Source organism: Chelatococcus sp. HY11 (assembly GCF_018398335.1).
Taxonomy (GTDB): domain Bacteria; phylum Pseudomonadota; class Alphaproteobacteria; order Rhizobiales; family Beijerinckiaceae; genus Chelatococcus.
This window is the reverse complement of record NZ_JAHBRX010000002.1, coordinates 681,362-707,849: the sequence shown is the minus strand read 5'-3', so window position 1 is coordinate 707,849 and position 26,488 is coordinate 681,362. Positions and strand designations below refer to the sequence as shown.

Below are 26,488 nucleotides of genomic sequence, written 5' to 3'. Positions count from 1 at the left end.
CAATCCGATCGAGATGGGGAACGCGAAGACATCAGTTGGGAAGATCAAGGGTTGGCCGATCCCGCAGCAGGGCCTGCGTCACAGGGTGGCGCGGCGTGTCGAAGACAGCCTCGACCGGGCCTTCTTCGACGAGTTCGCCGCGATGCATGATCGCGACGCGCTCGCACAATTCGTGCACCACGCCGAGGTCGTGTGAAATGAACACGAGGGTGAGGCCTGTCTCGGCGCGGAGCGCGGCAAGGAGTTCCAGGATCTGCGCCTGGACTGATGTATCGAGCGCGGATACCGGCTCGTCGGCGATGAGAACGGACGGCGCCAGCGCCAGTGCCCGCGCGATGTTGACACGCTGGCGCTGGCCGCCCGACAGCGTATGGGGCAGCCGATACTGGTAGTCTGGCGCGAGCCCGACCTTGCCGAGCAGATCGATGACCCGCGCCCTGCGCTCCGGCAGTGTGCCGATGCGGTGGATATCGAGCCCCTCGCGGATCGACGCCCCCACGGTCTGGCGTGGATTGAGCGAGGCGCCCGAGTCCTGGAAGACGGCCTGGACCTTGCGCCGAAAGACCGAAAGCGCAGCCCTCTCAAGGGTAAAAGGGTTCTGTTCGCCAATCCGGATGTCGCCGCGTGTCGGCGCCAGCATGCGCAACAGCACCCGTCCCAACGTCGATTTGCCAGAACCGCTTTCGCCAACGATCCCCATGCTGCAGCCCGCCGGAATGGAGAGCTGGACGCCGTTGAGAGCCTTAGTCGGTTGCTGGCGGGCGAAGAGGCCCGCGGTATAGGTGACGGAGAGGTCGTTCACCTCGATCCTCATGCCGCAGCCCTCCAGCAGCGCACAGCGCGCTGCTCTCCCGCGACGACCGGCGGAGCGTTGACGCAAGCGGGGCCGGCAAACGGGCAGCGCGGACGGAAGGCGCAGCCCTCGGGCACGGCGTTGGGTTCGGGCGCATAACCCTTGAGGCGTGGGTAGGAGCTTCGCGCTCCTGGCACCGAGGCGAGGAGACCCGCAGTATAGGGATGCTGCGGGGAGGTCAGGAAGTCGCGGATGGCCGCGACCTCGACGATCTGACCGGCGTACATCACGGCGACCCGGTCCGCCACGCGGGCGACAACGCCCAGGTCATGGGTGATGAAGATGACGGCCGCGTTGGTCTTGGCCTGTTCGGCCTTGATCAGCCGCAGGATGCGCGCCTGTACGGTCACATCGAGAGCTGTTGTCGGTTCGTCGGCGATGATGAGGCTTGGACTGCGGGCAACCGCCATGGCGATCATCACGCGCTGGCGTTGCCCGCCGGAGAGCTGGTGCGGGTAGCGCCGCGCGATAGCCTCGGGATCGGGCAAACCCACCTCATCAAGCAGGTGGCCAACCGCCGCCCGAAGTGCGGTGGCTGCTATCCTCACCCCCGTGGCGCGGAGCGCTTCACCGACCTGGCGCCTGATGGTGACAACAGGATTGAGGCCTGAGAGCGCGTCCTGCGCGATCATGGCGATGCCTGTCGCGCGTACCCGGCGCATCGTGGCGGCGGAGGCGGTCACCAGATCAAGCGGCCCTGTCGCCTCCGAGAGCACGGCGCGCCCCGTGATGCGTGTGCGTACCGGCGTGAACGGCGCCTGGTTCTGCCGGATCAGCGCCTTGGCGAAGGTCGACTTGCCCGAACCGCTTTCGCCAACGATGGCCACGGTCTCACCGCGGTGGAGCGTCAGCCGGGCGCCTCTCACCGCCGCGATGGGACCGGACGCGGCATCGAAGGTCACGTGCAGGCCGTCGACGTCCAGGAGCACATCAGCCATTGTGCAGTTCATCCATTCTGTCGCGCAGCGCATCGCCGGCGATTTGGAAGGCGAGGGTGATGAGGACGACCACCATCGACGGCACGAGCGCGATCCACCAGGCATTGACGAGATGATCGCGGCCGTCGCCGATCATGCGGCCCAGTGAGGCGGTGGGCGGCTGCACGCCGACCCCGAGGAAGGACAATCCCGCCTCCATCAGCAGCACTCCGGGAAAGCTGAGCGTGATCATCACCAGCGTCGGTGAGATGAGGTTGGGAAGGATATGGCGCAGGATGATCCACCCCGGACCGCCACCCAGCACCCGGCTCGCCTCGACATAGCCAAGCTCGCGCAGATAGAGCACCTGTCCGCGCACCAGCCGCGCATAGGCCTCCCAGCGCACCAGGCCGATCATCACCACCAGCACCCATGTGTCGGTGCCGAGAAGGGCGATACCGCACAGGATCAGCAGCAGGTTGGGCAGGGTGATGAACACATCGACCAGCATCATCGCGAAGCGATCAAACCAGCCTCCCACCACACCGCTGACCACGCCGAGACCGATGCCGAGCACCGCACTGAAGATCAAGCCGAAAACCGCGATGCCAAAGCTGGTGCGAATGCCCCACATCACGCGCGATAACAGATCCCGTCCGATCTGGTCGGTGCCGAGCAGGTGTTTCCAAGTGCCGCCCTCCATCCAGACGGGTGGAGCCGAGCGGGCGAGCATGCTGACCCGGTCGGGATCATGCGGCGCGAGAGCGGGCGCGAGTATTCCGAGAAGAATTATCGCACCGAGCATCGCCAGCGAGACGGTCAGGCGGTTCAAACGTGGCCAGGTGCGGCGCCGGCGTATCCCGACTGATGCCAGCGCCGAAGCCACGCCGGGTTTCTCATCCGTGAGTATGGTCGCGGCCGGCGCAGTTTTGAGGTCGATGGACATCATCAGGCTTCCAGCCGAACGCGGGGGTCCGCGATCGTGTAGAGGAGGTCGACGACAAGGGTGATCACGACGATGATGGCGGCATAGGCCAGAACGCCGAACTGCAGCACGGGGTAGTTGCGATCGAGCACCGCGTTGACCAGGACGCGGCCAACACCGGGCAGAGAGAAAACGGTCTCGACGAAGATCGACCCATTCACGAGCCCCGCGATCTCCAATCCCAGCACGGTGAGGAGCGGCACCATGGCGTTGCGCAGGATATGCGCCTGGGCCAGACGCCGCTCGCTGATACCTTTCGACAAGGCTGTCATCACATGGGGCTGCGCGATGGCGTCGAGCATGGCGGCGCGCATGTAGCGGGCGAGCGCCGCGATCATGGGAATGGCGAGCGTCAACACGGGCAGCACGAAATGTGACGCGCTTTCGAGCCCGGACGTCGGCAGGAGATGCCAATGGAAACCGAACAGGAGCACGAGGCCTATACCGAGCACGTAATGCGGTATGGCGTAGCCCAGGAACGCGAACCACATGGCAAGGCGCGCGGTGACGCTCTGCCGCCACAGCGCGGCGATGGCCCCGAGGGGAATGCCGACAACAATGGCGACGAGGAGAGCAAGGCCCCCGACGGCGAGCGTCGCCGGCAGGCGCTCGGCGTAGATCTGCCAGACACTTTCCCTGGTGAAAAGCGACTGCCCGAATTGTCCCGAGGCGAGCGCGCCGAGATAAATCATGAACTGTTGTGTCAGGGGCTTGTCGAGGTTCCATTCCTGCCGCAACGCCTGCTCGTGCTCGACGGTCGTGCCCTCCGGGAACATGCGTTCGAACGGTTCGCCCGAAAAGCGCACGGTGACGAAGGCGATCATCAGGACAAGCGACAGCGCCACGGCGGCGCGCAACAATCGGCCGGACATGAAACGGATCATGAAGGCTCCGGTGCACGGGAAAGAGGACGGTGGCGGGGCAGGGAGCATGTCCGTCTGTGTGGACCTGCCCCAAGCCGCAATCGATGTCTGGCGAACCCGCGAGCGTTATTGGCCGATCTTGGCTTGGTTGATCTTCACCTGGCCGGCGCGCAGCGGCAGCACATAGGGACGATAGGCGATCGGGATATCGAAGGAGATGCTGTCGCGCATCGCGTAGATCTCGTGCGGCTCGTAAAGCAGGATCCAGCCGGCCTCCTGCTGTTCGAGTTCGAGCAGCTTGCGGTAGGCGTCCTTACGGGTTTTGACGTCGGTGCCAAAACGGGCGGCCTCGAAAGTCTTCGCCCATTCGGGATGGGAGGGAACCCAGGTGCCGCGCTTGGCATAGTTGCTGGTGGATGACCAGTGTACATCCATCGCCCCCATGGGATCGGGATAGTACATCGGATTGGACCAGGCCACGATATTGGACTTCTGATAGTCAATCTGCTCGACTTGCTGCAGTTTAAGGTTGAGGCCGCATTCCTGCCACTGCTGCTGGATGACCTGCGCGGCGAGATTGCCGTAGAGATAGTAGTTCTGAGTGAATTGAGCCGTGATGGGCTCACCCTTGTAGCCGGCTTCGGCGAGGAAGCGCTTGGCCTTCGCCACGTCGCGACCGCTGTAATCGATATCCGCCATATAGAACGGCTCGCCATATTCCTCGAACTGATGAGCGCGCGGTACATGGGCGAGGCCACCCCACAGCCCGTCAACGAGAGCCTTGTTGTCCGTGCACAGCCGCATGGCTTGGCGAACGCGGATATCATTAGCCGGCTTTGCGACTTGGTTGACCACCCAGACGTGGAACATCGGCCATGTCACCCCGAGCGTGCGGATGCCGTCGCGCTTCAGGGCAGGGGCCTGGTCGGGCGGGATATTGGCGATGAGGTCGAACTCGCCGTTGACGAGGCCCGTGATGCGGGACGCGACCTCGGGCACAAGGCGGAAGTCCAGCTTGTCGAGAGGCGCCTTCTGATCCCAATAGTCATCGAAGCGTTCCATTACCGCGCGCTCGCCGGCGGTCAGCTGCACCACCCTGTAGGGGCCGGTGCCGACCGGGTGGAGCAACGCCTGGTCGTAGCCCTGTGCCGCGTAGTGTTCCTTCGAGGTGATGCTGGCTGTGCTGAGCGACATAAGGGATTCGAACAGAGGCTCCTCACGCTTGGTATGGATGCGCACCGTCAGAGGATCCACGACTTCAACATGGTCGAAGTTGTAGTGAAATGTACCCCAGGCCGAGGTGTATTCCGGATCCTTGCCGCTGAAGATCGGGTCGAGCGAGAATTTGACATCCTCGGCATCCATCGTCGTACCGTCGTGCATCTTCACGTTCGGCCGCAGCGTCATTTCCCAGACAGTGGGCGCGACCTGTTTCCATGAGGTGGCAAGGCCCGGCTGGAAGGTGAGGGGCCGGGCGAAAGGATCGCGGGTTACCAGCGTTTCATAGACCTGGTAGAGCATCGGCGCGCCGTCGTTGCCCCAGAAATTGGGCGCGAACTTCGACGGAAAGGTCGGCAGCGCCACGCGCAGCCCCTCGGCTGCTGCCGGGGTGAGCAGCATGCTGCCCACCAGTAGCGCCGATGTGAGAACGCTCTTGATTGTCATGGCGTTAGGTTCCTGGTAGCGCCCGTTGGTGGGGCTTGAACAACGCGTACAGGGATCCCCGGGCTCGGCGACAGTTCCGTGACATCGCCCCCGCTGTCGCTTCGCCACGCGCCAATCTTCAACAAAGCGTCACACCAAATCCATTACTTGGTGAACACCAGCTGGATCTGAGGGAGGCGGGCGGGACAAGCGCCATGGTTTTGAGCGAGAAGCGCAGGGAGGCGAGACGGATCGCTGACACGCTGGCCGCGCGCATCGCGTCGGGTGAGCTGCGCACCGGCAACAGGCTGCCAACCCAGGCCGAGCTTGCCGCGCAGTTTTCAGTCAATCGCCATGCCATCCGGCGCGCCATTGAGCTGCTGGAGCAGCGCGGCCTGGCGCGGGGCCGGCAAGGCAGCGGTGTCTATGTAACCGGACCCTTGATCGACTACTATGTGAAGTCACGCACGCGCTATAACGACAACGTGCGCGCGCTGGCGCGGGATTCGCGCATGGAATTGATCGATCTGCAAGAACGCCGCGCCAGTCCAGAGCTGGCACGAGACTTGGCGATGAAGCGCGGTGGACGCGTCTTCGATCTGCATATCCTGCGATGGACTGGACATGACCCGCTGTGTGTCGCACGTCATCTCTTCTCGGCGGATCGCTATCCCCAGCTTCCGGAGCGCTTCGTGGAAGCCAGCGGAATCACCGATCTCATCGGGCGGCTTGGTGTGGAAGACTTCCGGCGCAGCGACACGGCCATTTCGGCGCGCCAGCCGACAGCTGCCGAAGCCAGGATGCTGCACATCCCCCATGATAGCCCCGTCGTGGTGTTGGAGGGGCGCAATGTCGATCTACACGGCGTGCCGGTGGAAATCAGCACGTCGGTTTGGCCTGCCACGCGCATCAAGGTGCATGTGTAAGCCAATGAGGGCCCGAGACCCGGAATGCTGCGCCGCTTGATCGAAGCGATCCTCCGGCTGCAAATCCGGCGCGCGCAGAATGGCGCATGGCTTTGTCGCAAGCGCCTTGCAGCGCTGCCACCGATGATGAGCGGGCGCGAAGTTCGCCTGCTCGTCATCGGGCGATAGCCAAGGCCATTCGACCTTCGCGTGGGCGATACGCTCGCGAAGGTCGGTCAAAGAACGCGGAAGATGTGACCCGCGTTCTCTCGAACAGCCACATCAGATCGTTGCGACGGTGGCGGATCAGTGATGCGCGTCCGCCAACGCGGCGGTGGCGTCCGGCGCGGTGGGGCTCAACGCCTTGAGCGGGATAACGCGCGGCTGGTCAAGGCCTGCGAGCGTCATAAGGTTGAAGCGTGTGAAGTTCAGCCCTGTGTAATCGCGGATAAAGAACAGCTTCCTGTCCAGATCAGACAGGCTCGTCCAGGAGGTGAACTCGGTCGCGTAGGAAGCGGCTGCCTCCTCCTTCAATCCCTCGACCTCAAGATGGCTGCCACCCTCCCGCGGATAGTCGATGGTGACGCCGCGGGCCCGGTCGAACGTATTGAGAATATGCGCGAGCGTTCCCACCGCGGCGTCGGGGGTGGCGGCCTTCTCTGTATGCTGCGCATAGTAGGCAGCGCGTACGAAGCGCCCGACAGAGGTGTTGGAGGCCGGCAGGCCGGCCGTGGCAATGCCGGAATCCGGCTGTACGGCTTTATAGCCGCCGAAATTCGCGACCGATGTGTCCACATTGCTGAGGAAGGTGTAGTTGTTGAGGTTAGTGAGATGCCAAGGGAACTCGGGTCCATTGGTCATCACTCCCACCGGGTTGTCATAGACCGACATTTCACCGCGATTGAACTCGATGACGAGAGCTGCGCCTGTCGCGTCGTGCACCACATAGTGAAACGGGGATTCCACGCCTCCGAGAATGGCGAGGGGCTGCACCACGACGGGCTGGTCGGCCAGGGCCGCCTTCACATCAGCCACATTGGCGAATTGGCCGAGTACCCAGGCGCCAAGATCCGAGGCTCCAAGCACGCTCTGTGTCGCGACTACGGAGCGGTGGCCACCGCCGGCGGCGGGATAGGAAAGCAGGCTGAAGGTGAGGCCCGCGTCGTTCATGCCTTCCAGCACCTTCAGGTCAGCGAAGCCTATCGGCTTGTCGGCGGAGGGCAAGCGGCACGGCATGGTGACAGCGAGCACGCCGTGACGGGCTTTGAAGCTGATCGGCGCTGCGCCCTCGATCTGCGAGATGGTCGAATAACCGATGGGAAACCAAACGATTTCGTAAGGCAACTCCACCGTCAGCTCCAACGTGCGACCGAAATAGACCTTCCCTGAAACGTCGCGGTAACTCAGCGATGTGCACATTCGTCTCTTCTTTCCCTATGGGGGCCGACTGAACGCCCTGACAACTCGCAGACGCATGGCGCCTTCTCCTTGATTAGCCCGAATACCGATGACGATTCAAAGCATCGTTTTCAGCGGGACGAAAGCTATCGTCGTTGCCGCAATAAGCACCGACGGTTCAACTGCACTCTTGGTTCATCCGGTGATCGCGGATCGTCAGTTTGGAGGAGGATACCGGCCTGAGCCTTCCAACCTCGGATAGAAGTTCCCCGATCGTGGCGGGCCTGCCCCATCAACCCCACCGCGCGGCAATTCGGTCCCAGGGAACGGGCCGCAGGACGGGGCGCATTTTCCGGTGGGGCACGCACGCCGCTATCAACTCGTCCATCGCGGTGTGAGGTGCTGGACCAGCCACGGAAAAAATGCACTGCGGCATTCCGGCCGGGATTGCCTGGAGTCCTCGTCCTGAATCACTTTTGTTAACCCGAGAGGATAGGCGAGGGTCAACCGACGGGCTTGCCACCCGGATCGGTGATCGATGTCACCGCCGACTTTGACTCAGGTCTGCCGGTCGCCGTGCTCGCGCCGGCACTCCCTCCTATCGAGGCAGCCAGAAGCGCCTGGGTGGGATCGGCCCCCTTGAAGCCCGCCTGGGCGAGGATCTCGTCGAGGATCGGCTTCTGCGCGGTGAAGCTCAGGAGCTGGCTGGAGAGATCGCCGACAGGATTGCCGGCCTGCTCCGTGCCGGCGCCTCCAAGCGCTCCGGCCAGTCCACCCGCGCTGAAGATGCGGATATCCGAGATCTTTTCGATCGGCTTCATCGCCTGCTCGAGCGCCTGTGGCACGATATCGACCCGCGCCTTGGCGAGCTCGAATTCGATGATGCTGGGCGCCAGCGCATTGCGGGCTTCGTTTCTCGCACGCTCGGCACGGGCTTCGGCTTCACCGAGTTCGATGACGCCGGTGGCGCGGATCTTGGCGGCTTCCGCCTCCGCCTCCGCCTCGATCTTCGTGGCGGCGGCCAGGTTCTCGGCCGCCTGCCTCTCAGCCTCGGCCTTGACCGTGATGGCGGTGGCCTCCTGCTCCGCGGCCTTGCGCGCATCGATCACCGCGATGCGCTTGGCGCGCTCGGCGATCTCGACCTCGCGGGCCGTCGTGACCTGCTCCTCCGCGGTGATGGCGGCCGCCTTCGCCTCGTCGGCGCGGGCGCGGGCGGCTTGTTCTTCCTCGATCTTGCGCGCGACCATGATCGCCGCGTCGATCCGGGCCGTCTCGGTGATCTTGCGCGCTTCGGCCTCACGCTCGGCAATGCCGCGCTCGGCCTCGATGCGCGCGGATTCCCTGGCCTGACGGGCCTCGGACTCGCGCTCGGCGATCCCCCGTTCGGCGTCGAGGCGTGCGGTTTCCTCGTTCAGGCGCGCCAATTGCTCCGCCTTCGCCGCCTCGGCCCGCGTCTCGGCGGTCTTGTTGGCGATGTCCCGCTCCTGGGTCAGCTCCGCGTCGCGCTGTTCGCGCTCGATGGTCAGGCGCCGCAGGCTTGCCTCGCGGTCCTTGGTGGCGATCTCGACCTCGTTGTCGCGCACGATCTGGTTGCGTTCGCGCTTGCGCTCCTCGGTGATCTTGGTGAGAGCGGTCAAGCCTTCGGCATCGAAGCTGTTGTTCGGGTTGAAATGCTTGATGTCGGTCTGGTCGAGCCGGGTCAGCGAGACCGATTCCAGTTCAAGCCCGTTGGACTGAAGGTCGTGAGCGACCGCCGCCTGCACGGACTTCACGAATTCCGCGCGCTGTTCCTGCAGATCGCGCAGGGACATGGTCGCGGCCACCGAGCGCAGACCGTCCACGAACTTGGCTTCGACAAGGGTCTTCAGCGCGTCGGCGTCGTTCGTGCGATCGCCAAGCGTCTGTGCTGCGAGGGCGATGTTCTCCGAGTCCGGCTTCACCCGCACATAAAACTCCGCGGTGATGTCGGCGCGCATGCGGTCCTTGGTGATGAGCGATTCATTCTCCGCGCGCTTCACCTCGAGGCGCAGCGTGCTCAACGAGACCCAGGAGTAGGAATGGAAGATCGGCAGAATGACCGAGCCGCCGTCCAGCACAACCTTCTTCCCGCCCAGGCCTGTGCGCACATAGGCTTTGTCCCGCGTCGCCCGGGTGTAAAGCGACGTCATGATGATGCCGATGACGACGATGGCTGTCACAATGACGCCGGCGATGATGCTCAACGAAAGTAAGTCCATCGGTTCAGCCCCTGCTGTTGTCGGCCGTGTCGAGTGCCTGCGGCGCGGGTATAGCCTCGAAGAGACCGTCAGCCCCATCGACGATCACAACGAGCGCACCGGTTGCGATGATGTGGCCCGGCGCGGCCCGTGTGCGCAGGGCATGAATATTGTCGTGGCGGTCCTTCACGCGCACGCTGCCGGGATTGCCCTGATCCAGCGGGCCGATCGTCACCGTGCCGACGAGCCCGATGAAATCGAGCTGGCTCAGCGCGCTGGTCTCGTCGCGCGGGATGATCCGCGCGATGCCGCGACTGATCCAGCGTGTCGTCGGCGCGGCAGCCGCCAGCGCCCCGGGCACCGCGACAATCAGCGGCAGCGGCAGGAAAACGGCCTTCGCAACCCCCTGGATAGCAAAGCCGAACGCGGCGAAGGTGGAGAGGAGGATCACCGCCAGGACCAGGAGAGGCACGCCGCCGGCATTGAGCCAGGACATCCAGCCGCCAAGCAGGCCCGCCTCGTGGTCACCCGGACCGTGATGGCTGAAGCCCTCGTCCAGGAGGCCTGACGCTGATGCTCCGAGCAACACCGAGATCAACTCGACGAGGCCAAGCCCCGCCACGACGAAAAGTGCCAGCCAGAACGGCCAGGTGCCGGGCTGGATGATGGCTGCCATCAGCGTTGGCCTTCTCGAAAGGCCTTGAGTCGTGCCTCGATCGCATCCTGACGCTGCATCCGGCCGAGCTCCTCGACCTCCGCCGCACCGTCTCTCGGCTTGGCGGGCACGCCTGTCACCCGTTCCACAGCCGAGAGCGCATCAGCCAGGCGCTGGTCGTTGCGTTGGGAGGGGGTCTCGGCCGCGGGGGCCGCGCGCTCGGCGCGCTTGGCATCCTCAAGGCGCTTCATGGCGTCGGCGCGCGCGGAGGCGATGCTGCGCAACGTCGCTTCCGCCTCGGCAATCTCACCGGCGTTTTCGGCGAGCGCCTTTGCGAGGGCTTCGCGCTGGGCCTCGAGATCGATCTGCAGGCCGGTGGCGGCGCGAGCAAGGTCTTCCCGCCCTTTTTCCAGCCCCGTCTTGATCTTCCCGTCAAGATCTCTGATCTCAGCGTCGAGATCATCGGCCTTTGCCTTGAGGCGATGCCCCGCCGCGACGGCGACGCCAAGGGCGGCGCGCGCCTCTTCCGAAATCTTGCCGATTTCGCGTATGGCCTGCTGCGCGACCGCGACCGGATTGGCCGCCTCCGCAGAATCGACCGCATTGTTGACGACGCCGGCGATGACACGGCCGAGGCGGGCAAGAATACCTTCATTGGACATCATGTGCTCCTTCTGGGCGTGGAGGCCGGCATGGACGCCGACGAGAATTCTGATCGATGAGATCGTAATGAACAGGCGGGCTTCAGAGAAATCGTCCCAGCCGTCGCGATAGCCCTCCACCACATAAGGGACAACGGCTCTTCCCTTGACCGTGGCGATGCTGACGCTATCAGGGCCTTTCACCGAAAACAGCTTGGAATCCAGCGGGATGTCGATGGCCTCTTCGCCTGTGCGGCGCCTGCTATGGTCACGTAATGCCAGGGTTGCCATGCGCGACGGCAACCCCGTTCTTGTCCGGATTTCCTCATACGCCTCTTCATGAAGCGCGACCAGGTTCGCGCCCTTTGTCCCGTCCAGGATCGCGAGCGCCCGGCGATAGGCGGCGAGCGTCGCATGGATCGCGTCGCGATCCTCCGCGGACGGCGACAGGACAAGCGCCATGGTGATTTGAGGCTTCCCGACCATGCGGCCAATATAAAGTACTTCATTTGTGCTTTCAAGCGGTCCGGGTAGCTTTTGCCGCGTGACGGAGCTCACCTCATAAGAGCGAAACGGCGCGCGGTGGTTACAGCCCCGCGCCACCCTTCGGCCCATGTCGTTCAGCGATGCGATGACGGCGAGTGGGCGGGTGGCCTTTGGTTAAGCGGCGTTACTTCTCGCGCGCGAAGGCTGAACAGTCTTTTGGGGCTGGAGTCTTAGCTGGGGACGAGCGCGGAATGGTGTCAAGGGACCGCAAACGGGAATCTCGCGCGCGCTCATGTCTTGCGGTGTCGAATGAACCTAATTCTCTTCTAACCCACGTATTGTATCCCAAGTATTGAAGGGTCGATGGCATCGATGGATGTGGGCGGCGCGTCGGCACGCGTCCCTCGTTGGAAGACGGGTCTTGCGGGAGGGGCTGGAGGTTGCGCCGGGTGGTCTCCGTCCTGTTTTCAAGGCTGAATCTTACATGCGCTCTTCCGAACTGTTTTGGGGGGAAGCGTAATGGGATTGAGCGCATCCAATAGATCCGGGCTCGAGCGCAGCGTAAGCGCCCGAACAAAGAATGAAACCAAAAAATGTCATCGCTATCACGCTTGGCGGAGGATAAATTTTTGTTGATTCTATTTCGGAATCACGGGGTATGGCATGACAGTTCGGTCGGTTTCACGTGGCGTGTCACGGGCGCGCGCCTATAAGCTTGTTGCGCTCGGTCTCGGCGTCAGCGGTCTTGCACAGGTGGCGCAGGCCGAGTCCCTTCTGCCTTCGACATCAACCACATACCAGACGCTGAACTTCGGAACGTACAATACATTTCTCACCGGTATTCGCGGGGCCAATATTGTCGGCAATTATACCATCCCAGGCGCGAGTGAGACTGGTGGCCTTTACTACAACATGTCGACGCAGGTCTGGTCGCCGATGCCGGTCGCCACTGCGAACGGCGCGAATTTCCCCGATGCCATCGGCTCCTCGCCCTATGGGCCGCATTTCGGCAATCCGGACGGCATCCTGCGCGTCGTCGGCAGCTACCAGACGGCGAGCTCGGCGCCCTATGATCTGAGCTACCTCTATGATGGCGCCCGCCCGCAGGGGCAGCAGATCACGAACCTCGCCTATCCAGGGGCTGACACCCTCTATACTATCGCGCACAGCACATTCGGGCATCGCGTGGTCGGCAATTACGACACGCGGCTCGCGACCGGCAACGCGTTCATCTACGATATCAAGACCGGCACCTACGTCACCAACAATATTCCTGGGGCGATCAGCACCACGGCCTATGGCATCTATGGCGACAAGATCGCAGGCGGCTATGGCAAGGTGATGGTCGACGGCGTGCTCCACGCCGAGCACGGCTATATCTACGATCTGACGACCGGAACCTATTCCACGTACGATCATCCCGGAGCAGTCGCCACGCATTTCGAGGGCATCACGGGCGCCGGTCGATCGGGCGAGTACAATCTCGTCGTGAACTGGGTCACAGCAGACGGCGTCGTGCATCCGGCGGTCATGCATGTCGACGCCCTCGGAATCGCGACTTGGCATGAAATCAACATCCCCGGCGCGGTGGTGTCGTCGAACTCCGCCTATGGCGGCAATGTTGTCGGCATCTACGTCAACGACACCGGCATCAACGGCTATCTCGCCACCATTCCCGGCATCTACAACCCGATCCGAAACACCGGCGTGCTGACGTCGAGCGCCGTGAATGAAGCGGCGCTGTCCGGCCGCAAGGGCGACGACATCGTCAATAGTGGCACCGTTCAGGTCAGCGGCAATGGCGGTGTTGGCGTGCGCGGCGAAACCTACGGCGTGCTGACCAACACCGGCACGGTGACCGCCACCGGCATCGCCGGCGCGGCTGTGGAATTGCATGGGGTCTACGGCACCCTTCTGAACTATGGCACCCTGCAGACCACCGTCGTCGCCGATGCCCTGCGCACCGGTCTCGACAGCTACGGCACGATGATCGTGAACATGGGCGTCATCGATGGCCGGCTTGCCGCGACGGCGGGACTGGAGAAGCAGTTCGAGAACAGCGGCTGGCTCGGCGTGAGCGGCACCGGACCGTCGATCACCCACCTCATCAGCGGCGCCTTCGTGCAGACCGCGGCTGGCACCTACGCGGCGCGTGTGACCGACAGCGGCAACGACGTGTTGGAGGTGACGGGGACGGCGCGGCTCGCCGGTACGCTGCAGACGTCCTTCCTGACCACCAGTTTCGCGCCGAGCACCACGCTGATCGCCGCGACGCAGGGCGTCTCCGGCCAGTTCAATACGGTCGTCACGAGCGGCCTGCCGGCGCTTTTCGACGCCACCCTCGTCTACAGCCCCACCACGGTCACGATGAACGTGGCTGCTGACCTCGCCGGCATGCCGAATATGACGCTGAACCAGCGCGCGGTCGGTGGCGCCATCGACCGCATCATCAACACCACCACGAACAACTTGCTGACCAGCCTGCCTGATGCGTTGGCTCCGCTCTATGATCTCACATCGGAGCAACTGCCCGGCGCGCTCGGCGCCCTGTCCGGTGAAGCCTATGCCAGCGCGCAGACGGCGTTGATCGATGATGCGTTCTACAGCCGCCAGGCGTTGCTCGGGCGCTTGCGTCAGGGGGGCTATGCCGGCCAGGGCGGACCGACAGGGGCGCTCGGCTATGGTGGACCGGCGCTTGCCTATGCGATGCCCTCGACACCCGCCGTTTCGGCCGCTGCGAAGGCGCCACTCCCTGCCGAGCCGCCCTCCAATGCCACGATCTGGGCGCAGGCCTTCGGCGGCTGGGGCAAGTACAGCGGCGGCGCGAACACCGCCAGCCTCGACACGACGATCGGCGGGATTATCTCTGGTGCCGACATCAGGCTCGACAACTGGCTGGTGGGCGGGGCGATCGGCTATTCGCGATCCAGCGCCGATATCGATGCGCTCGCGAGTTCGTCTGACGTGAACAGCCTTCTTCTCGCGCTCTACGCCGGAACGAACTCCGGCCCGTGGAACCTGCGCCTCGGTGCCACCTATGCCTTCAACAAAGTCGACGCGAAGCGCACCATCGCCTATCCCGGCTATGTCGCACAGGCAAAAGCCGACTACGATGGCGGGACCGCGCAGGCCTTCGCGGAGGTGAGCTATGGCTTCGCCCTCCAGGGCATCGCTCTCGAGCCCTTCGCCGGCCTCGCCTATGTCCATGTGGACACGGACAGGTTTACCGAGACGGGCGCTTCCGCCGGCCTCATCGGTTCCGCCGGCGCCATGGGCACCGGCTATTCCTCGCTCGGCCTGCGCGTCGCCACTAAAACGGAGCTTCCCGGCGGCATGATGTTGGAACCCCACGCTTCCGTCGCATGGCAGCATGCCTTCGGCGATATCACGCCGGCGGCGCAGATGGCCTTCCTCAGCGCGCCGGGCGCGAATTTTATCGTGGCCGGCGTGCCGCTGGCGCAGAACACGGCCCTCGTCGAGGTCGGCGCGGACCTGAAGGTGAGCGAGCAGGCGCGGATAGGGCTGTCCTATGTCGGCCAGTTCGCTGACGACGTCACGGTGAACGCCGTGCAGGCGAAACTCTCATGGCGCTTCTGACAGGTGGGTGACGCGTCTGGTCAGGGAGCCGAATGGCTCCCTGACGGTCTGGAAGACTCTAGAACAGGTTCTTCCCGTCGCTCCTTGGATCGCCGCTGACCTGATGCGCTGCGTAGAGATCGGTACGGACCTGCCGCCGCCATGGCCTTGCGCGGTTCTCAGGACCGATCGTGATGTCGGTGACGGCGAGGGCGGGCAGACCGTTCATGGGACATTGTGCCTTCCATTGACCGTCCGGGCCGGCAATCCCGGAAGGGACCGCCGCGCTTTGCGGCGCATGTGCCGCGTAGCTGACCCAATAGGTGTTGCTCGCGGCATGCCCCAGCGCTTCCGCCGCAAATGCCGGAGCCGCGGCGGGGCTTTCTCCCGAGGTCGAGAACAGCACGCAGTCCACATCAAGTTTTTCGTATGCGACGAATATTTCGGGGTAATGCGTTTCCATCCCGAGCGCGCATCCGAAGCGGATATTGTCCACCTCGAAAGTTACCGGGCTTTTTCCCGGAGTATACATGAATGAGAGTTTCGTACGCGACAACAGGCGCTCATCATAGCGTGTCGCTATTTCACCGCGGTCGGAGACGACATAGATGCTGTTATGCGGCCGGTTTGGTGGCGTCAATGGATGCGCGGAACCGAAGACCGTCCAGAGTTTGAGTCGCCCGGCCAGCGCCTGGATGTCTTCCAGCTCTTCACGCAGAATGTGCCACGCGCAGCGGGTCCAGTCGGACGGGCCGATTTCTGCAGGGCCGCCGATGGACATGATGCGCTTGCCGGGCCAGCAGGTTGTCCCTTCCGGGAAATGGATGAGGCGGGCGCCGGCTTTCCACGCATCCTCCATGAGGCCGCGCATTTCGGCGCCGCTGGCACGCAGTGCTGAAATCTCCCGCGGATCGTTGAACAGCGATGTCTGTGCGACAGCCATGCGCAATGAGCGGATAGCGGGATCGCGAGCTGGCTCGCGGAGATGTCGCAGCGCCGCAGTGTAGGATTCGCCGGTCTTGGCAGCACGCGCACGGACACGGCGTTTAAGATGCTTGTTTCGCGTCATCATCAGGCCTTTCACGTCCCGAACGCGGTTCCCCAGCAACCCGCCCGAAACGATCAGACCGAGGTCGTTGCCCGAGACATGAGCCCCTTTGCCTCCGTTGAAGACCATGCTGGGGAAGGTCAGGGAGGTTAGGCGCAGGCAACGCCGCAGTTGAAAACTGTCCGAGGGTTCGCGATTCGTCAAGCCGACGCAGCCTCGTCCGATGGCCCGCGAGGCACTGCCAGCAAAGATGCGCCCATTCGAGGACAGCGTGGCCATCCGCCTCGTGGTGGTTCGGCGGCACGACGACCGTGCAGAAGTCTGCCTCCTTCGCATGGTTGGCAAAGGCCGCGCGAGGATCGGTATAGGCCCGCTGCCGGCGGCAGTTTCATCCGATAAGCGCGCCGTTGCCGCTGCTGGAAGCCTTCGCACGGCTGCCTGACCGAGCCCTATGGAACCATCGCGGCGAGGCATCGCCAGTTGTGGGCGCCGCCGCTGATGAGGCTGCTGAGATCATGCGTATCCCAAACGATGAGCGAATGGACCGTGGAATGGTCGATAGGCTCCAGCCTCTGCCCCAGGGCCAATGCGGCATTCGTCGCGATCATCGGCAGCCAGGCCCCGAGCGGCGGTTCGAGCTGGGCGCCGAGAATGCCCGACGCCAGCGCCATCATCGGATTGTGAGTGCCCACCGGGCAGAAGGCATCCTGAACATTGTCCGTGCCGAATGAAACATTGACGCCAGCACCCATCAGTTCTTTCACGGCGGTCAACCCACGCTGGCGCGGCATTCCGTTCCCGCGATCCTGCAGGTAAAGATTGCTGGACGGCAGCGACACCACGGATAATCCCGCCCTTGCGATCAGGTTGATGCGACGCTGACGCGCCGTGGCTTCAAGGGAGCCGAGATTGCAGACATGACCACAGAGAGCCGGCCCCGCAAATCCGCGCGCGACAACCTCCTGCGCAATGAGTTCGACGCCATCGAGGTGGGGGGCGAGGCTCTCATCCACGTGAAAATCGAGCGCCAGGTCGTGTCTCATCGCGACACGAACCATGTTGAGGATGCCCTCGCGCCGGTTCTGCTGATCGAGGATGAAAGCACCGAGCACGCCGCCGGTTGATGCAATCATCCGCGCGAGGCCATCGGCATAGCTGGCGTCGGCCATCGCGTCCACCGGCAGGAGCGCTGCCCGCTGCACCCTCATGCGGCCGCGCCATTCTTCACAAAGTTCGCCTATCACCGCCCAGGCGAGCGGGATATGGGCGGGATTGCGCGCGTCGGCCTCCCAATCGATGTGGGTGCGCGCCAGCCGCACTCCGGCGCGCCAGAGTTCCTCGAGCGCCCGCGCCGCGCGCGCGCGCAGATCGGCGTGGGTCCATGCCCGTTTGTCCCTAGCCTGGGCGGCGATGGCCTCCATGAGCGAGCCACCGGAGAAGTCGAGCCTTTCGATCGTGAAACACTTGTCGAGATGGCAGTGCGGCTCGACAAACGGCGTCGTGACGAGCCTGCCGTGGAGATCGATATCCGCGTCGCCGTCCGTGAGCCCCATGATCCGCTCGCCGCGAATGACGAGATGACCCACCAGGCAGTCGCGCTCTCGTCGGCCGCCGAAGGCCTCTGGGTCTGCTACCAGCGACAACGGCGCGCGGACGTTGCCAAGTATGACGTCGTGCTGTTTCGGTTGCGCTGCGCTCCGCATCAGGCGGACCGGATGGCGCCGCCGGCGGGGGAGGCCGCCGACCACTGGCGGAAGGCATCGCTCAGCCTGCCGGACAGAATGTCGTGTTCCGTGGGCCGATAGCCCGACGCGAGCATCTTGCGCCCCAGCATGTGGTCCGCGGGGCGGTTGACCGTATCGATCGCAACGAGATCGTCTCCATGGAAGTGATAGACCGAAAAGGCATTCTCATTCGGCTGGCCGGTGACGAGGTGGCGATCGGCGCCGATGGGAAGGCCGACCATCTGCAGTTTCATATCGGCGATATCGGACCAGAACCACGGCACAGCCGTATAGGGGGTCGTCGCGCCGAGGATGACTTGCGCCACATGACGCGCCTGATCCGTGGCGTTCTGAACGGATTCAAGCCGCATGAGGCTTTGGCTCGGCCAATGGGGAAAACGGGCGCAATCGCCAATGGCGAAGACGCGGTCTGCGGACGTTCTGAGACATTCATCGACAACGATGCCTCCATCGACCCGGATACCGGCTTCAGCCGCCAGCGCGACAGCGGGGGCCGCGCCGATGCCGACCACGACGACGTCGGCGAGGAAGCGCTCGCCCGACTGGGTCGCCACGGCTTGAACGCTTGTTTTTCCCTCGAAAGCCGAGACCTGCGCGCCAAGCCGGACATCCACGCCGGAGGCCGCAAGGCGCGCAAGGACATGGTCGGACACGACCGGGGAGATGGCGCGCGCGAGGAGCCGCTCGCCGATTTCCAGCACGGTGACACGTTTGCCAAGCACCGCCATGGTCGCGGCGATCTCGAGGCCGATGAAGCCGCCGCCGATGATGACGGCATGATCGGAGGCCGCCATGCGCCTCTTGATGCGCTGGGCATCGGCGGCCGTCCTCAGCGTGAATATCCCCTCGCGTTCGCATCCATCGATCGCAAGGGCGCGCGGCCGCGCGCCGGTTGCCAGAATGAGGTCCCCGAATGGTAGTTCGCCAGTGTCGAGGATGCAGCGCCGGCCGGTGAGGTCGAGGGCTCGAACGGTCGTCCCCGGCCGATAGTCTATCCCGTGGTTGAGATACATCGCCTCGCCGCGCAGAGGCTGCAGCTTGTCGTCGCCGGCTTTCATGAAGGCCTTGGACAAGGGCGGGCGATGATAGGGATAGCCTGGTTCGTCGCCGATCAGTGTGATTGGGCCCGAATATCCATCCTGCCGGAGCGAGACAGCGGCCTGCGATCCGCCGTGGCCGGCGCCGACGATCACGGCGCCTGCACTCGCCAAGCCCGCGCTCATGATGCCTTCCTGACCGGCTGGTGCGGTGGCAGGGCTTCGATCTCATCGGCAGACAGGTGCTTCACCTCGTTCCAGAAGCGGGATTTCGCGGAGTTGAGAAGGCCCAGGGGATCGAGGCGTTTCTTCCAGGCGAGATGGCGGAAGTCCGGCTTCATGGAGCCGCCTTCGACGAAAGGCACATGGGGGTTGGACGCCGGGCAGCCATGGGCATCATAGATGCGCATCAGCTCAAACAGGCGCTCGTCGGTGGTGTAGCGCACGACGGGAAGGTCGAAGGCCACGAGTTCGCCATTGAGAAGGGCGAATTCATGATGCATGAGCACCTCGTCACCGAACACCGTCTGCAGGGGAGCAATCTTTCCACTGTCGAGCGGCGCGCGGAAGGTCACCTGCAGATAGGTCACGCCACGATCCTGCTTGAGGATCTGCAGGGTGGTGTGATTGTAGGAAAAATCGGACATCGGCGGCAGCCCGGCGGCGCGCGTCGCCGCGTCGTCATCCGCCATCTCCAGACGCCCGCCCGCGGCGCTCAGGATATCTCCGAGGCGCGCCGCGTCGTCGGCCGCCACGACGGCGAACAGCAGCGCCCGACCGGTCTGACCCATTGGCCCGAGGCTGCGGATGGAGGCGGCGATGCGCGCGTCTATGGTCGTCAGCAGTTTCAACGCCAGCGCGCGCTCGGAACCGGCGGCGATGCCGCTCCCGAACGCCTCGGGATAGCTGGCAAAGGAGGCGATCACATTGATCCAGCGCGGTGAGGGGATCGTCTTGAGCACGAGGTCGGTGATGACGCCGTTGAGCCCCCAGGCATGGTGGATCGCGCGGATATCCTCCCCCTGGAAAACGTGGCGCTGCGGCTCCTTCTCCATGGAGAGCGCGCCGATGGTGTTGATGTTGCCGCCATCGCGCAACATGCCGTGGCGGATGGAGCCGATGCCGCCGGAACCTCCGGCGATGAAGCCTCCGATGGTCGCGAGTGCCTCCGTCGAGGGAAACAGCGGCAACTCCCGGCCATGGGCGGCCAGCGCCGCGTTGATGGCGCCGATCTTGCAACCGGCCTCGACATGGACGGTGTCGCCCTCGATCGAAAGGATGCGGTTGACGCCCGTCATGTCGATGATCAGTCCGCCATCGAGCGGCACGGCCTGGCCGTAGTTGCCGGTGCCGCCGCCGCGCACCACGGTGGGCACCTTCCAGGCCACCGCCTGCGTTATGCAGCGCTTGAGTTCGTCGATCGTCTTCGGTGCCACCACCAGATCCCCAAAGCTCGCGGCGAGCTCTCGATTGAGAATGGGGCTGTACCAGAAGAAATCGCGGGAGCGCTTCTTGACGACAGACGGCGTATCGAACGTTTCGATGTCGCCGAGTTCATCGCGAAAGGCCTGCCAGTCGATCGAGGTCTTCCCGGAAATGGACATTCTTCCTCCAGATTTTTTATGTGCTTCCGGGCCGAGGATCTGTTTGCCCGGGACCTGTTTGCCCGTCGCAGAACCGATCGAACTCGGCGAGGAAATCCGCGAAATTGCACGCGGCATTGGCGAGCAATTGTCCGCCCATCGCCGCCGTCGCCGAGGCCGCGTCTCCGCAGGCGCCAGCGTCGTTGAGTTCGTCCATCACCCAGGCCGGCCGTGCGCGCCCGGCCGACAGGCCGAGATGGCGGAAACTCGCTTGCCAGTCCTGCGCGCGGTTCGGGAAGTTGGCGGCGCGTTCCATCACGACGCGTTCGGGTTTCAAGGCCAGCATGGCGCTGGTCTCCACGAGGCCGGCGTGGATGCCATAGGCCTGCTCCGACGGATCGGTGAGCGCGGTTGCCTCGTTGAAGTTAAACCAGTGACAGGTCGCCACCGTGAGGCCGAAGTCGATCTTGATATCGCGCGCCGCGACATCAAGTACAGATGAATTTCCGCCATGCGTATTCAGGATGACAAGGCGGCGAAATCCAGTTTTCGATAAGCTTTCGCCGATGTCGGTCAGTATGCCCATCAGCGTCGTGGCCGAGAGGGAGAGTGTGCCCGCGATCTTGCCGTGCTCGTTGCTTTTGCCAAGAGCAAGGGTCGGCAGGGCAAGAACCGTCAGGTCGTCGGGGACCAACGGCAGGGCCCGCTCGACCACGGCTTCCGCGAGGTCGCCGTCGACGGAGACCGGCAGATGGGGCCCATGCTGTTCCGTGGCGCCGATCGGCAGCACTACGATCGCACGGGCCCGATCGAGCGCCTCGAAATCGACGCGAGTGAGATCGGCCCAACGGCCGCTGCGGTTTGTCATGATGGAACCCCGCGGGGCAAGGTATCTCTGGGGCGGCACGACCGGCCTCTGGCGCGGAGTGGAGCGCCGGCCTCGACTTCGCGGCGGCAGCGATGATCGGGGGAATATCCGGACTTCATGTCACGAGCACCACGCTTCTCTATTGATCGCAGTCCGATCATACTGAGTTGCGGCTCGTTCCTGGACAGCCCTGTGCCATGGGGTTTTAAGAATGTCCGCGAAACGCCCGGTAATGTCAAGCTGTCTTCGTGGCGCGAGGTGTGGTGGATAATTGGCCACCGCCACATTGGCAAAAGACAAGCGAGCGCATAGCCTGTGCGGAAAGAGGAAACAATTCGCATGAACATCGCCGTCAATGCTTCCGATATAGCGCCACCATTTTCCAATTACAGCCATGGCGTGCTCGTTCCCGGCAATTCTCGCCTGCTGTTCTGTTCCGGGCAGCTTGGCGTCGCCCCGGACAGGAAGGTCCCCGATGGCTGCAAGGCCCAGGCGGAGCTATGCTTCGCCAATATCCAGGCGGTCCTGCGGCAAGCGGGCATGACGCTGGCGAATGTGGTCCGCATCAATGCCTTTGTAACGGCGCGCGACCATATGGCTCCCTACATGGATGTGCGCAACGCGCTATTTCCCGCGCCCTATCCGGCTTCGACCCTGATGATCGTCTCCGGCTTCTCTCGGCCGGAATTTGTCGTGGAGATCGAGGCGATCGCGGCGGGACCAGCCTGACGCGACCGCATTCATTGTTCCAGAGGGATGCGAAGCCGGGACCTGGCCGGCGCCGGTCCTATTGGTAGGAGGCGCCGGGAATGAACGGATAGCGCGTGATCAGGCGCTCATCGATCTCCACGCCCAGCCCCGGCCCCTCCGGCGCCAGGATCGTCCCGTTCTCGATCGCGAAGGGTGGTCCGAGATCGTCGCGGAAGGCGTTGATCGCCGAGACGTCCGCCTCGTAGATGAAGGCGTTCGGCGCGACCGACAGCACATGCACGGACGCGGCGGTGCTGAGGACCGAGGCGCTGGTATGCGGCGCGAACTGAAGGTGCCATGTATCCGCCAGCGCGGCGATCTTCAGGATTTCGGTAATGCCGCCGGTCTTGCAGGCGTCGGCCTGGACGAATTCGATCAACTGCTCCGCAATCAGGGCGCGCAGTTCGTGGCGCGTGAAGTGGTTCTCACCCGCGGCGAGCGGTGTCGACGTGACAGCGCGGAGCCGCCGGTAGCCCGGTAGATTGTCGGGCGTGAACGGCTCCTCGAGCCAGGCGAGGCGGCCGGCTTCGCAGATCTCGGCGATGCGCGCGATATCGGCGCTGCGATAGCGGGTGCCGGCATCGGCCGCCAGCGTGATCTCGGGACCGAACGCGGCGCGGATCGCGCTGACGCGCGCCAGGTCCTTCTCGATGCTGTCGCCGACCCTGAGCTTCATGAAGTCGTAGCCGCGGCCGATATAGCCCTCGATCTCCCGTTTCAGGTCATCGACAGGCTGGAAGCCGAGGCTGATGCCGCCCGCATAGGCGCGGATCGGCCGGCGCCGGCCGCCGAGCAGGCGATAGACCGGCTGGCCGAGATCCTTGCCCTTGATGTCCCACAGGGCGAGATCGACACCGCTGAGCCCGATCACCGCCGCGGCTCCCGGCCCGTGGGTCGCGATGTAATGCCGGTAGGATTTGTCCCAGATGGCCTCCGTCTCGTGGGCATCCATGCCGATCAGCGATGGCCCGAGCGCATCGTTGATGAAGGCGGCGATCGTGCTCGGCGTCTGGGCGTGATGCGCCTCGCCGTAGCCGACGATGCCATCCGTCGTCTCGATGCGCACCAGCACCATGTCACGCTTGGCGGACCGGCCGACGGCGAACACCGCGCCGCCGGGCGTGGGACAGGAGAGGGCGAAGGCCTCGATCCGCTTGATTGTCGTCATTCCTAGTCCTCCGCATCGCGCGCGTTCATGTTGGACCGTGGCGCCCGGGTCATCCCTTGACGGCGCCGCCGCCGACCCCGGCCACCAGGTGTTTTTGCAGGAAGAAGAAGGCTAGCAGGATGGGCGCGGCCGTGATGACGCCGCCGGCCATCAGTACGCCCCAGTCCGTAGTGTACTGGCCGATGAGCCCGCTCAGCCCGAGGGGCAGAGTGCGCTTCTTCTCGCTGAGGATGAAGGTGCTGGCATAGAGAAACTCGTTCCAGGTGTGGATCATCACCCAGGTCGCGACCGCGACGATGCCCGGCTGCGCCATCGGCAGGATCACCTTCCAGAAGGCCTGCCAGCGCGTGCAGCCATCCATCCGCGCCGCATCCTCGAGCGAATGTGGCACCTGCGAAAAGAAGCCGCGCATCAGCCAGACGCAAAGCGGCAGCATGTAGCTGAGATAGACCGGGATGAGCCCATAGAGACTGTCGAGCCAGCCGAGATAGCGCAACTGCACATAGAAGGGGATGAGCAGCAGCACGGGCGGAAACATCTGGCCGTAGAGCATGAAGAGCGGCAGCGCCACCGAACCCTTGAAACGATGCCGCGCCATCGCATAGCCGGCCGTGACCGACAGCGCCACGCTGATGAGCGTGACGCTCACCGTGAGGATGAGGCTGTTGAGCGCGAACTGCCAGAAGTGGGCGCCAATCAAAAGGTCGATATAGTTCTGAAACGTCACGCTGTGCGGAACGAGCGCCGGCGGACGCTGGAAGATCTCGTCCTTCGCGCGGAGAGACGTGGCGATCATCCAGTAGAAGGGAAAGACCGACCACACAAAGGCGATCCAGAGCGTCGCGTAGGTCAGGACCTTGCGCAACGACTTCGGCGTCCGTGTGCGGCGCAGCGCGTCGGAGCGTGGCGCGCCGGCGGTGCGGGATACGGAGAGGGTGGCGAGGCTCATGGCTAATCTCCCTCGCGCGCCTGGATGAGCTTGAGATAGAGGGTCGTGGCGATCACCAGCCCGACGAAGAGCATCGTCGCGACGGCGGAGGCCATGCCCAGATCAAAACGCTGGAAACCGTATTTATAGGCCAGCGTGAACAGGATTTCCGACGAATTCAGCGGCCCGCCTTCGGTCATCAGCCAGATGGCGTTGAAGTTGTTCACGGTGAGAATGAAGGTGAGCACCGCCGCGATCGCGAAGGACACGCGGATCTGCGGCAGGATGACGTACCAGAGCTTGCGCCAGCCTGATGCGCCATCCATTGAGGCTGCCTCCAGAATGGAGCGCGGCACGAGCTGCAGCGCGGCAAGCAGCAGCAGCATGACGAAGGGCGTGCCCTTCCAGATGCTTTCGACCGTGACCGCATAGAGCGAGGTGGCCGTGTCGCCGAGCCAGGGATGATAGTCGCTGATGATGCCGAGCTTCAGCAGCATCTCGTTGACGATGCCGACGCTCGGATCATACATCCAGCGCCACGTCAGCACGGCGACGACGCTGGGCACCACCCATGGCACGAGGATGCCGGAACGGAAAAAGCCGATCCCCGGCATGGCGCGGTGGAGGAGCAGCGCCAGCGCCAGGCCGAGGCCGAGCTGCGCGACGACGTTCAAGACCACCCAGATGAGCGTGTTGACGGAGGCCTTGACGAAGACCGGATCGGCGAAGACGCGCTGGAAATTGCGCATCCCGACGAAAGTGACCGTCCCATTGTTGAGCGTCCGCAAGGTGACGTCATAGAACGACGAGACAACGCCCGAAATAACGGGATAGACGACGACGCCGAGAACGATGATGACGGCGGGCAAGACCATCAGATAGGGATAGATGCGCGCACCCAGCCCGGTTTCGAAGATCGACGACCAGGTTCTTTTCAGACCCGGTGCGTTCAGGGTGCGCGCGGTCATCCTACTTCTTCTCCAACAGACCCTTGATCGCCGTATTGGCCTCGGTCATCGCTGCCTGTGCCGGCTTGCCGCGGATCACCGAATCCCATGCATTCGCGAAGACGCTCGCATGGATCTCGCTCCACGGCGCGACGACCGGGCGGGCACGGCCCGCATCCGCTTGCGCCATGAACGGCTGGAGCTGCTTCGGCAGGGTGGCGATCGCCTCGGGCGTCGTCGCGCTGGCAGCCGCTGAGAGGCGCTCATATTTGCGCATCAGCTCCACGCTGCGCGGCCCGGTGAGCCATTCGATGAGGGCAAAGCTCGCGTCCGGAGACTTGCTGCCGGCCTTGGCGGCGAGGTTGTAGCCGCCGATGACAGTGGCCGCCTTGACGCCAACGGGAAGCGGATGCACGGAAAACTTGAGGTTGGGGTTACCCTTGGCGAGTGCCGCCAGTGCCCAGTCGCCGGTCACGACCATGCCGGCGCGCTCCTGGATGAAGGGGGCGTGCACCTCGTCCCAGTTGCCGGCCGTGAGCACCGATTTCGGCATGGCCTGCGACTGGGTGTAGAGCTTGGCTAGAAAGTCCACCGCCTCGACCGTCGGCGCTTCCGCGACATGCGGCACGCCCTTCTCGTCGATGATCTCGCCGCCGTTCTGCCAGATGAAGCTGTAGAGCTGGAAGGCACCCATCCGGCTGCCACCGAAGCTCGCCCCGTAGGTGTCCTTCTCCTTGTTCGTCATGGCAATGGCGGCGTCGCGGAACTCCTTCCAGTTGGACGGCGCCTTGGCGATCCCCGCATCCGCCAACATGCGATCGTTGACGAAGAGAGCGACATTGTTGGTGTAAAGCGGGAGGGCGTACTGCTTCTCCTGGAACCGGCCGCTCGCCAGCGGGCCCGGCTGGTACTGCTCGGCGATCGGCTTCGTCTTGTCGGTGATGTCGGCGAGCAAGCCCGCATCGGCGAGGCCAGCAACCCAGGCAATGTCGAGCGCCATCACATCCGGGCCGGCGCCGCCGGACAGCGCGACGAACAGGTTGCGCTCCATTTCCATATGCGGAACGGCCTGCAGCTCGACCTTGTGGCCGGTCTTGGCCTCGAAGGCCTTGATCTCCTCATAGATCGGAGCGTTGGGCCCGGGCACGAGAGGAGCATTGACCCACATCACGATGTTGTCGGCAAGTGCCGGCGACAATCCGAGTCCAAGAACGACAGCTGAAATGGCCGCGCCGATTTTGAGATTGCTTCGCATGTTCATTCGTTCCTCCGCTT

22 protein-coding genes are annotated in these 26,488 nt (G+C 64.0%); 4 read left to right on the top strand and 18 right to left on the bottom strand.

The window, feature by feature from the left end; all coding sequences use genetic code 11:
- Positions 1 to 31: 31 nt before the first annotated feature.
- The 5 genes from KIO74_RS24230 to KIO74_RS24210 all read right to left on the bottom strand — a co-directional run bounded on the left by KIO74_RS24230 (position 32) and on the right by KIO74_RS24210 (position 5,283).
- Positions 32 to 814: an ATP-binding cassette domain-containing protein gene (locus tag KIO74_RS24230; protein WP_213337516.1), complete on the bottom strand. Its 783-nt coding sequence runs from the start codon at positions 812 to 814 to the stop codon at positions 32 to 34.
- On the bottom strand, positions 811 to 1,791 hold the full coding sequence (locus KIO74_RS24225) for an ABC transporter ATP-binding protein (RefSeq protein ID WP_213337514.1): 981 nt from the start codon (positions 1,789 to 1,791) through the stop codon (positions 811 to 813). The genes KIO74_RS24230 and KIO74_RS24225 overlap by 4 nt, the downstream gene beginning before the upstream one ends.
- A complete protein-coding gene (locus tag KIO74_RS24220; protein WP_213337512.1) occupies positions 1,784 to 2,719 on the bottom strand; it encodes an ABC transporter permease in 936 nt (311 codons plus the stop codon). The genes KIO74_RS24225 and KIO74_RS24220 overlap by 8 nt, the downstream gene beginning before the upstream one ends.
- On the bottom strand, positions 2,719 to 3,639 hold the full coding sequence (locus KIO74_RS24215; RefSeq protein WP_213337510.1) for an ABC transporter permease: 921 nt from the start codon (positions 3,637 to 3,639) through the stop codon (positions 2,719 to 2,721). The genes KIO74_RS24220 and KIO74_RS24215 overlap by 1 nt, the downstream gene beginning before the upstream one ends.
- A gap of 105 nt (positions 3,640 to 3,744) precedes the next feature.
- Complete coding sequence (locus tag KIO74_RS24210) at positions 3,745 to 5,283, bottom strand: ABC transporter substrate-binding protein (RefSeq protein WP_213337508.1); 1,539 nt, start codon at positions 5,281 to 5,283, stop codon at positions 3,745 to 3,747.
- Between the two features lie 194 nt (positions 5,284 to 5,477).
- On the opposite strand from KIO74_RS24210, the gene phnF reads away from it, so the two are divergent.
- Positions 5,478 to 6,188, top strand: a complete 711-nt coding sequence (phnF, locus tag KIO74_RS24205; RefSeq protein ID WP_213337506.1) for a phosphonate metabolism transcriptional regulator PhnF — start codon at positions 5,478 to 5,480, stop codon at positions 6,186 to 6,188.
- 24 nt (positions 6,189 to 6,212) lie between these two features.
- On the top strand, positions 6,213 to 6,356 hold the full coding sequence (locus tag KIO74_RS24200) for a hypothetical protein (protein ID WP_213337504.1): 144 nt from the start codon (positions 6,213 to 6,215) through the stop codon (positions 6,354 to 6,356).
- Positions 6,357 to 6,473: 117 nt separating this feature from the next.
- On the opposite strand, the gene KIO74_RS24195 is transcribed toward KIO74_RS24200, so the two are convergent.
- From KIO74_RS24195 to KIO74_RS24180, 4 genes are all read right to left on the bottom strand, one after another.
- Positions 6,474 to 7,586, bottom strand: a complete 1,113-nt coding sequence (locus tag KIO74_RS24195; RefSeq protein WP_213337502.1) for a linear amide C-N hydrolase — start codon at positions 7,584 to 7,586, stop codon at positions 6,474 to 6,476.
- Between the two features lie 482 nt (positions 7,587 to 8,068).
- Positions 8,069 to 9,802 (bottom strand): flotillin family protein, encoded by a 1,734-nt coding sequence (locus KIO74_RS24190; protein WP_213337500.1) that lies wholly within the window; start codon positions 9,800 to 9,802, stop codon positions 8,069 to 8,071.
- Between the two features lie 4 nt (positions 9,803 to 9,806).
- The gene (locus KIO74_RS24185) at positions 9,807 to 10,457 is read right to left on the bottom strand and encodes an OB-fold-containig protein (protein ID WP_213337499.1); all 651 of its coding nucleotides are present in this window, start codon (positions 10,455 to 10,457) and stop codon (positions 9,807 to 9,809) included.
- Positions 10,457 to 11,539, bottom strand: a complete 1,083-nt coding sequence (locus KIO74_RS24180) for a PspA/IM30 family protein (protein ID WP_213337498.1) — start codon at positions 11,537 to 11,539, stop codon at positions 10,457 to 10,459. Before KIO74_RS24180 ends, KIO74_RS24185 begins: the two co-directional genes overlap by 1 nt.
- Positions 11,540 to 12,226: 687 nt before the next feature.
- Between KIO74_RS24180 and KIO74_RS24175 the strand changes: the two genes are divergently transcribed.
- Positions 12,227 to 15,160 carry an autotransporter family protein gene (locus KIO74_RS24175; RefSeq protein ID WP_213337497.1) on the top strand — a complete coding sequence of 978 codons (2,934 nt, stop codon included), beginning with the start codon at positions 12,227 to 12,229 and terminating at the stop codon, positions 15,158 to 15,160.
- Between the two features lie 58 nt (positions 15,161 to 15,218).
- On the opposite strand, the gene KIO74_RS24170 is transcribed toward KIO74_RS24175, so the two are convergent.
- The 5 genes from KIO74_RS24170 to KIO74_RS24150 all read right to left on the bottom strand — a co-directional run bounded on the left by KIO74_RS24170 (position 15,219) and on the right by KIO74_RS24150 (position 21,420).
- Entirely contained in the window at positions 15,219 to 16,208 is a 990-nt protein-coding gene (locus KIO74_RS24170) for a carbon-nitrogen hydrolase family protein (RefSeq protein WP_213339195.1), read from the bottom strand.
- A gap of 428 nt (positions 16,209 to 16,636) precedes the next feature.
- Positions 16,637 to 17,890 (bottom strand): amidohydrolase family protein, encoded by a 1,254-nt coding sequence (locus KIO74_RS24165; protein WP_213337496.1) that lies wholly within the window; start codon positions 17,888 to 17,890, stop codon positions 16,637 to 16,639.
- Positions 17,890 to 19,155 (bottom strand): NAD(P)/FAD-dependent oxidoreductase, encoded by a 1,266-nt coding sequence (locus KIO74_RS24160; RefSeq protein WP_213337495.1) that lies wholly within the window; start codon positions 19,153 to 19,155, stop codon positions 17,890 to 17,892. The genes KIO74_RS24165 and KIO74_RS24160 overlap by 1 nt, the downstream gene beginning before the upstream one ends.
- On the bottom strand, positions 19,152 to 20,573 hold the full coding sequence (locus KIO74_RS24155) for an FAD-binding oxidoreductase (RefSeq protein WP_213337493.1): 1,422 nt from the start codon (positions 20,571 to 20,573) through the stop codon (positions 19,152 to 19,154). The genes KIO74_RS24160 and KIO74_RS24155 overlap by 4 nt, the downstream gene beginning before the upstream one ends.
- Before the next feature lie 16 nt (positions 20,574 to 20,589).
- Positions 20,590 to 21,420, bottom strand: a complete 831-nt coding sequence (locus KIO74_RS24150) for a creatininase family protein (protein WP_213337492.1) — start codon at positions 21,418 to 21,420, stop codon at positions 20,590 to 20,592.
- Between the two features lie 339 nt (positions 21,421 to 21,759).
- Here KIO74_RS24150 and KIO74_RS24145 point away from each other — a divergent pair, with 339 nt between their 5' ends.
- On the top strand, positions 21,760 to 22,149 hold the full coding sequence (locus tag KIO74_RS24145; protein WP_213337491.1) for a RidA family protein: 390 nt from the start codon (positions 21,760 to 21,762) through the stop codon (positions 22,147 to 22,149).
- A gap of 58 nt (positions 22,150 to 22,207) precedes the next feature.
- Here the strand turns inward: KIO74_RS24145 and KIO74_RS24140 are convergent, their stop codons facing one another.
- Genes KIO74_RS24140 through KIO74_RS24125 form a run of 4 tightly spaced genes read right to left on the bottom strand, consistent with a single transcriptional unit; the run spans position 22,208 to position 26,474 of the window.
- Positions 22,208 to 23,338 carry a mandelate racemase/muconate lactonizing enzyme family protein gene (locus tag KIO74_RS24140; RefSeq protein ID WP_213337490.1) on the bottom strand — a complete coding sequence of 377 codons (1,131 nt, stop codon included), beginning with the start codon at positions 23,336 to 23,338 and terminating at the stop codon, positions 22,208 to 22,210.
- A 49-nt stretch (positions 23,339 to 23,387) separates the two neighbouring features.
- Positions 23,388 to 24,287, bottom strand: a complete 900-nt coding sequence (locus tag KIO74_RS24135; protein WP_213337489.1) for a carbohydrate ABC transporter permease — start codon at positions 24,285 to 24,287, stop codon at positions 23,388 to 23,390.
- A 2-nt stretch (positions 24,288 to 24,289) separates the two neighbouring features.
- Entirely contained in the window at positions 24,290 to 25,234 is a 945-nt protein-coding gene (locus KIO74_RS24130; RefSeq protein WP_213337488.1) for a carbohydrate ABC transporter permease, read from the bottom strand.
- A gap of 1 nt (position 25,235) precedes the next feature.
- The gene (locus KIO74_RS24125) at positions 25,236 to 26,474 is read right to left on the bottom strand and encodes an ABC transporter substrate-binding protein (RefSeq protein WP_213337487.1); all 1,239 of its coding nucleotides are present in this window, start codon (positions 26,472 to 26,474) and stop codon (positions 25,236 to 25,238) included.
- Positions 26,475 to 26,488: the final 14 nt, after the last annotated feature.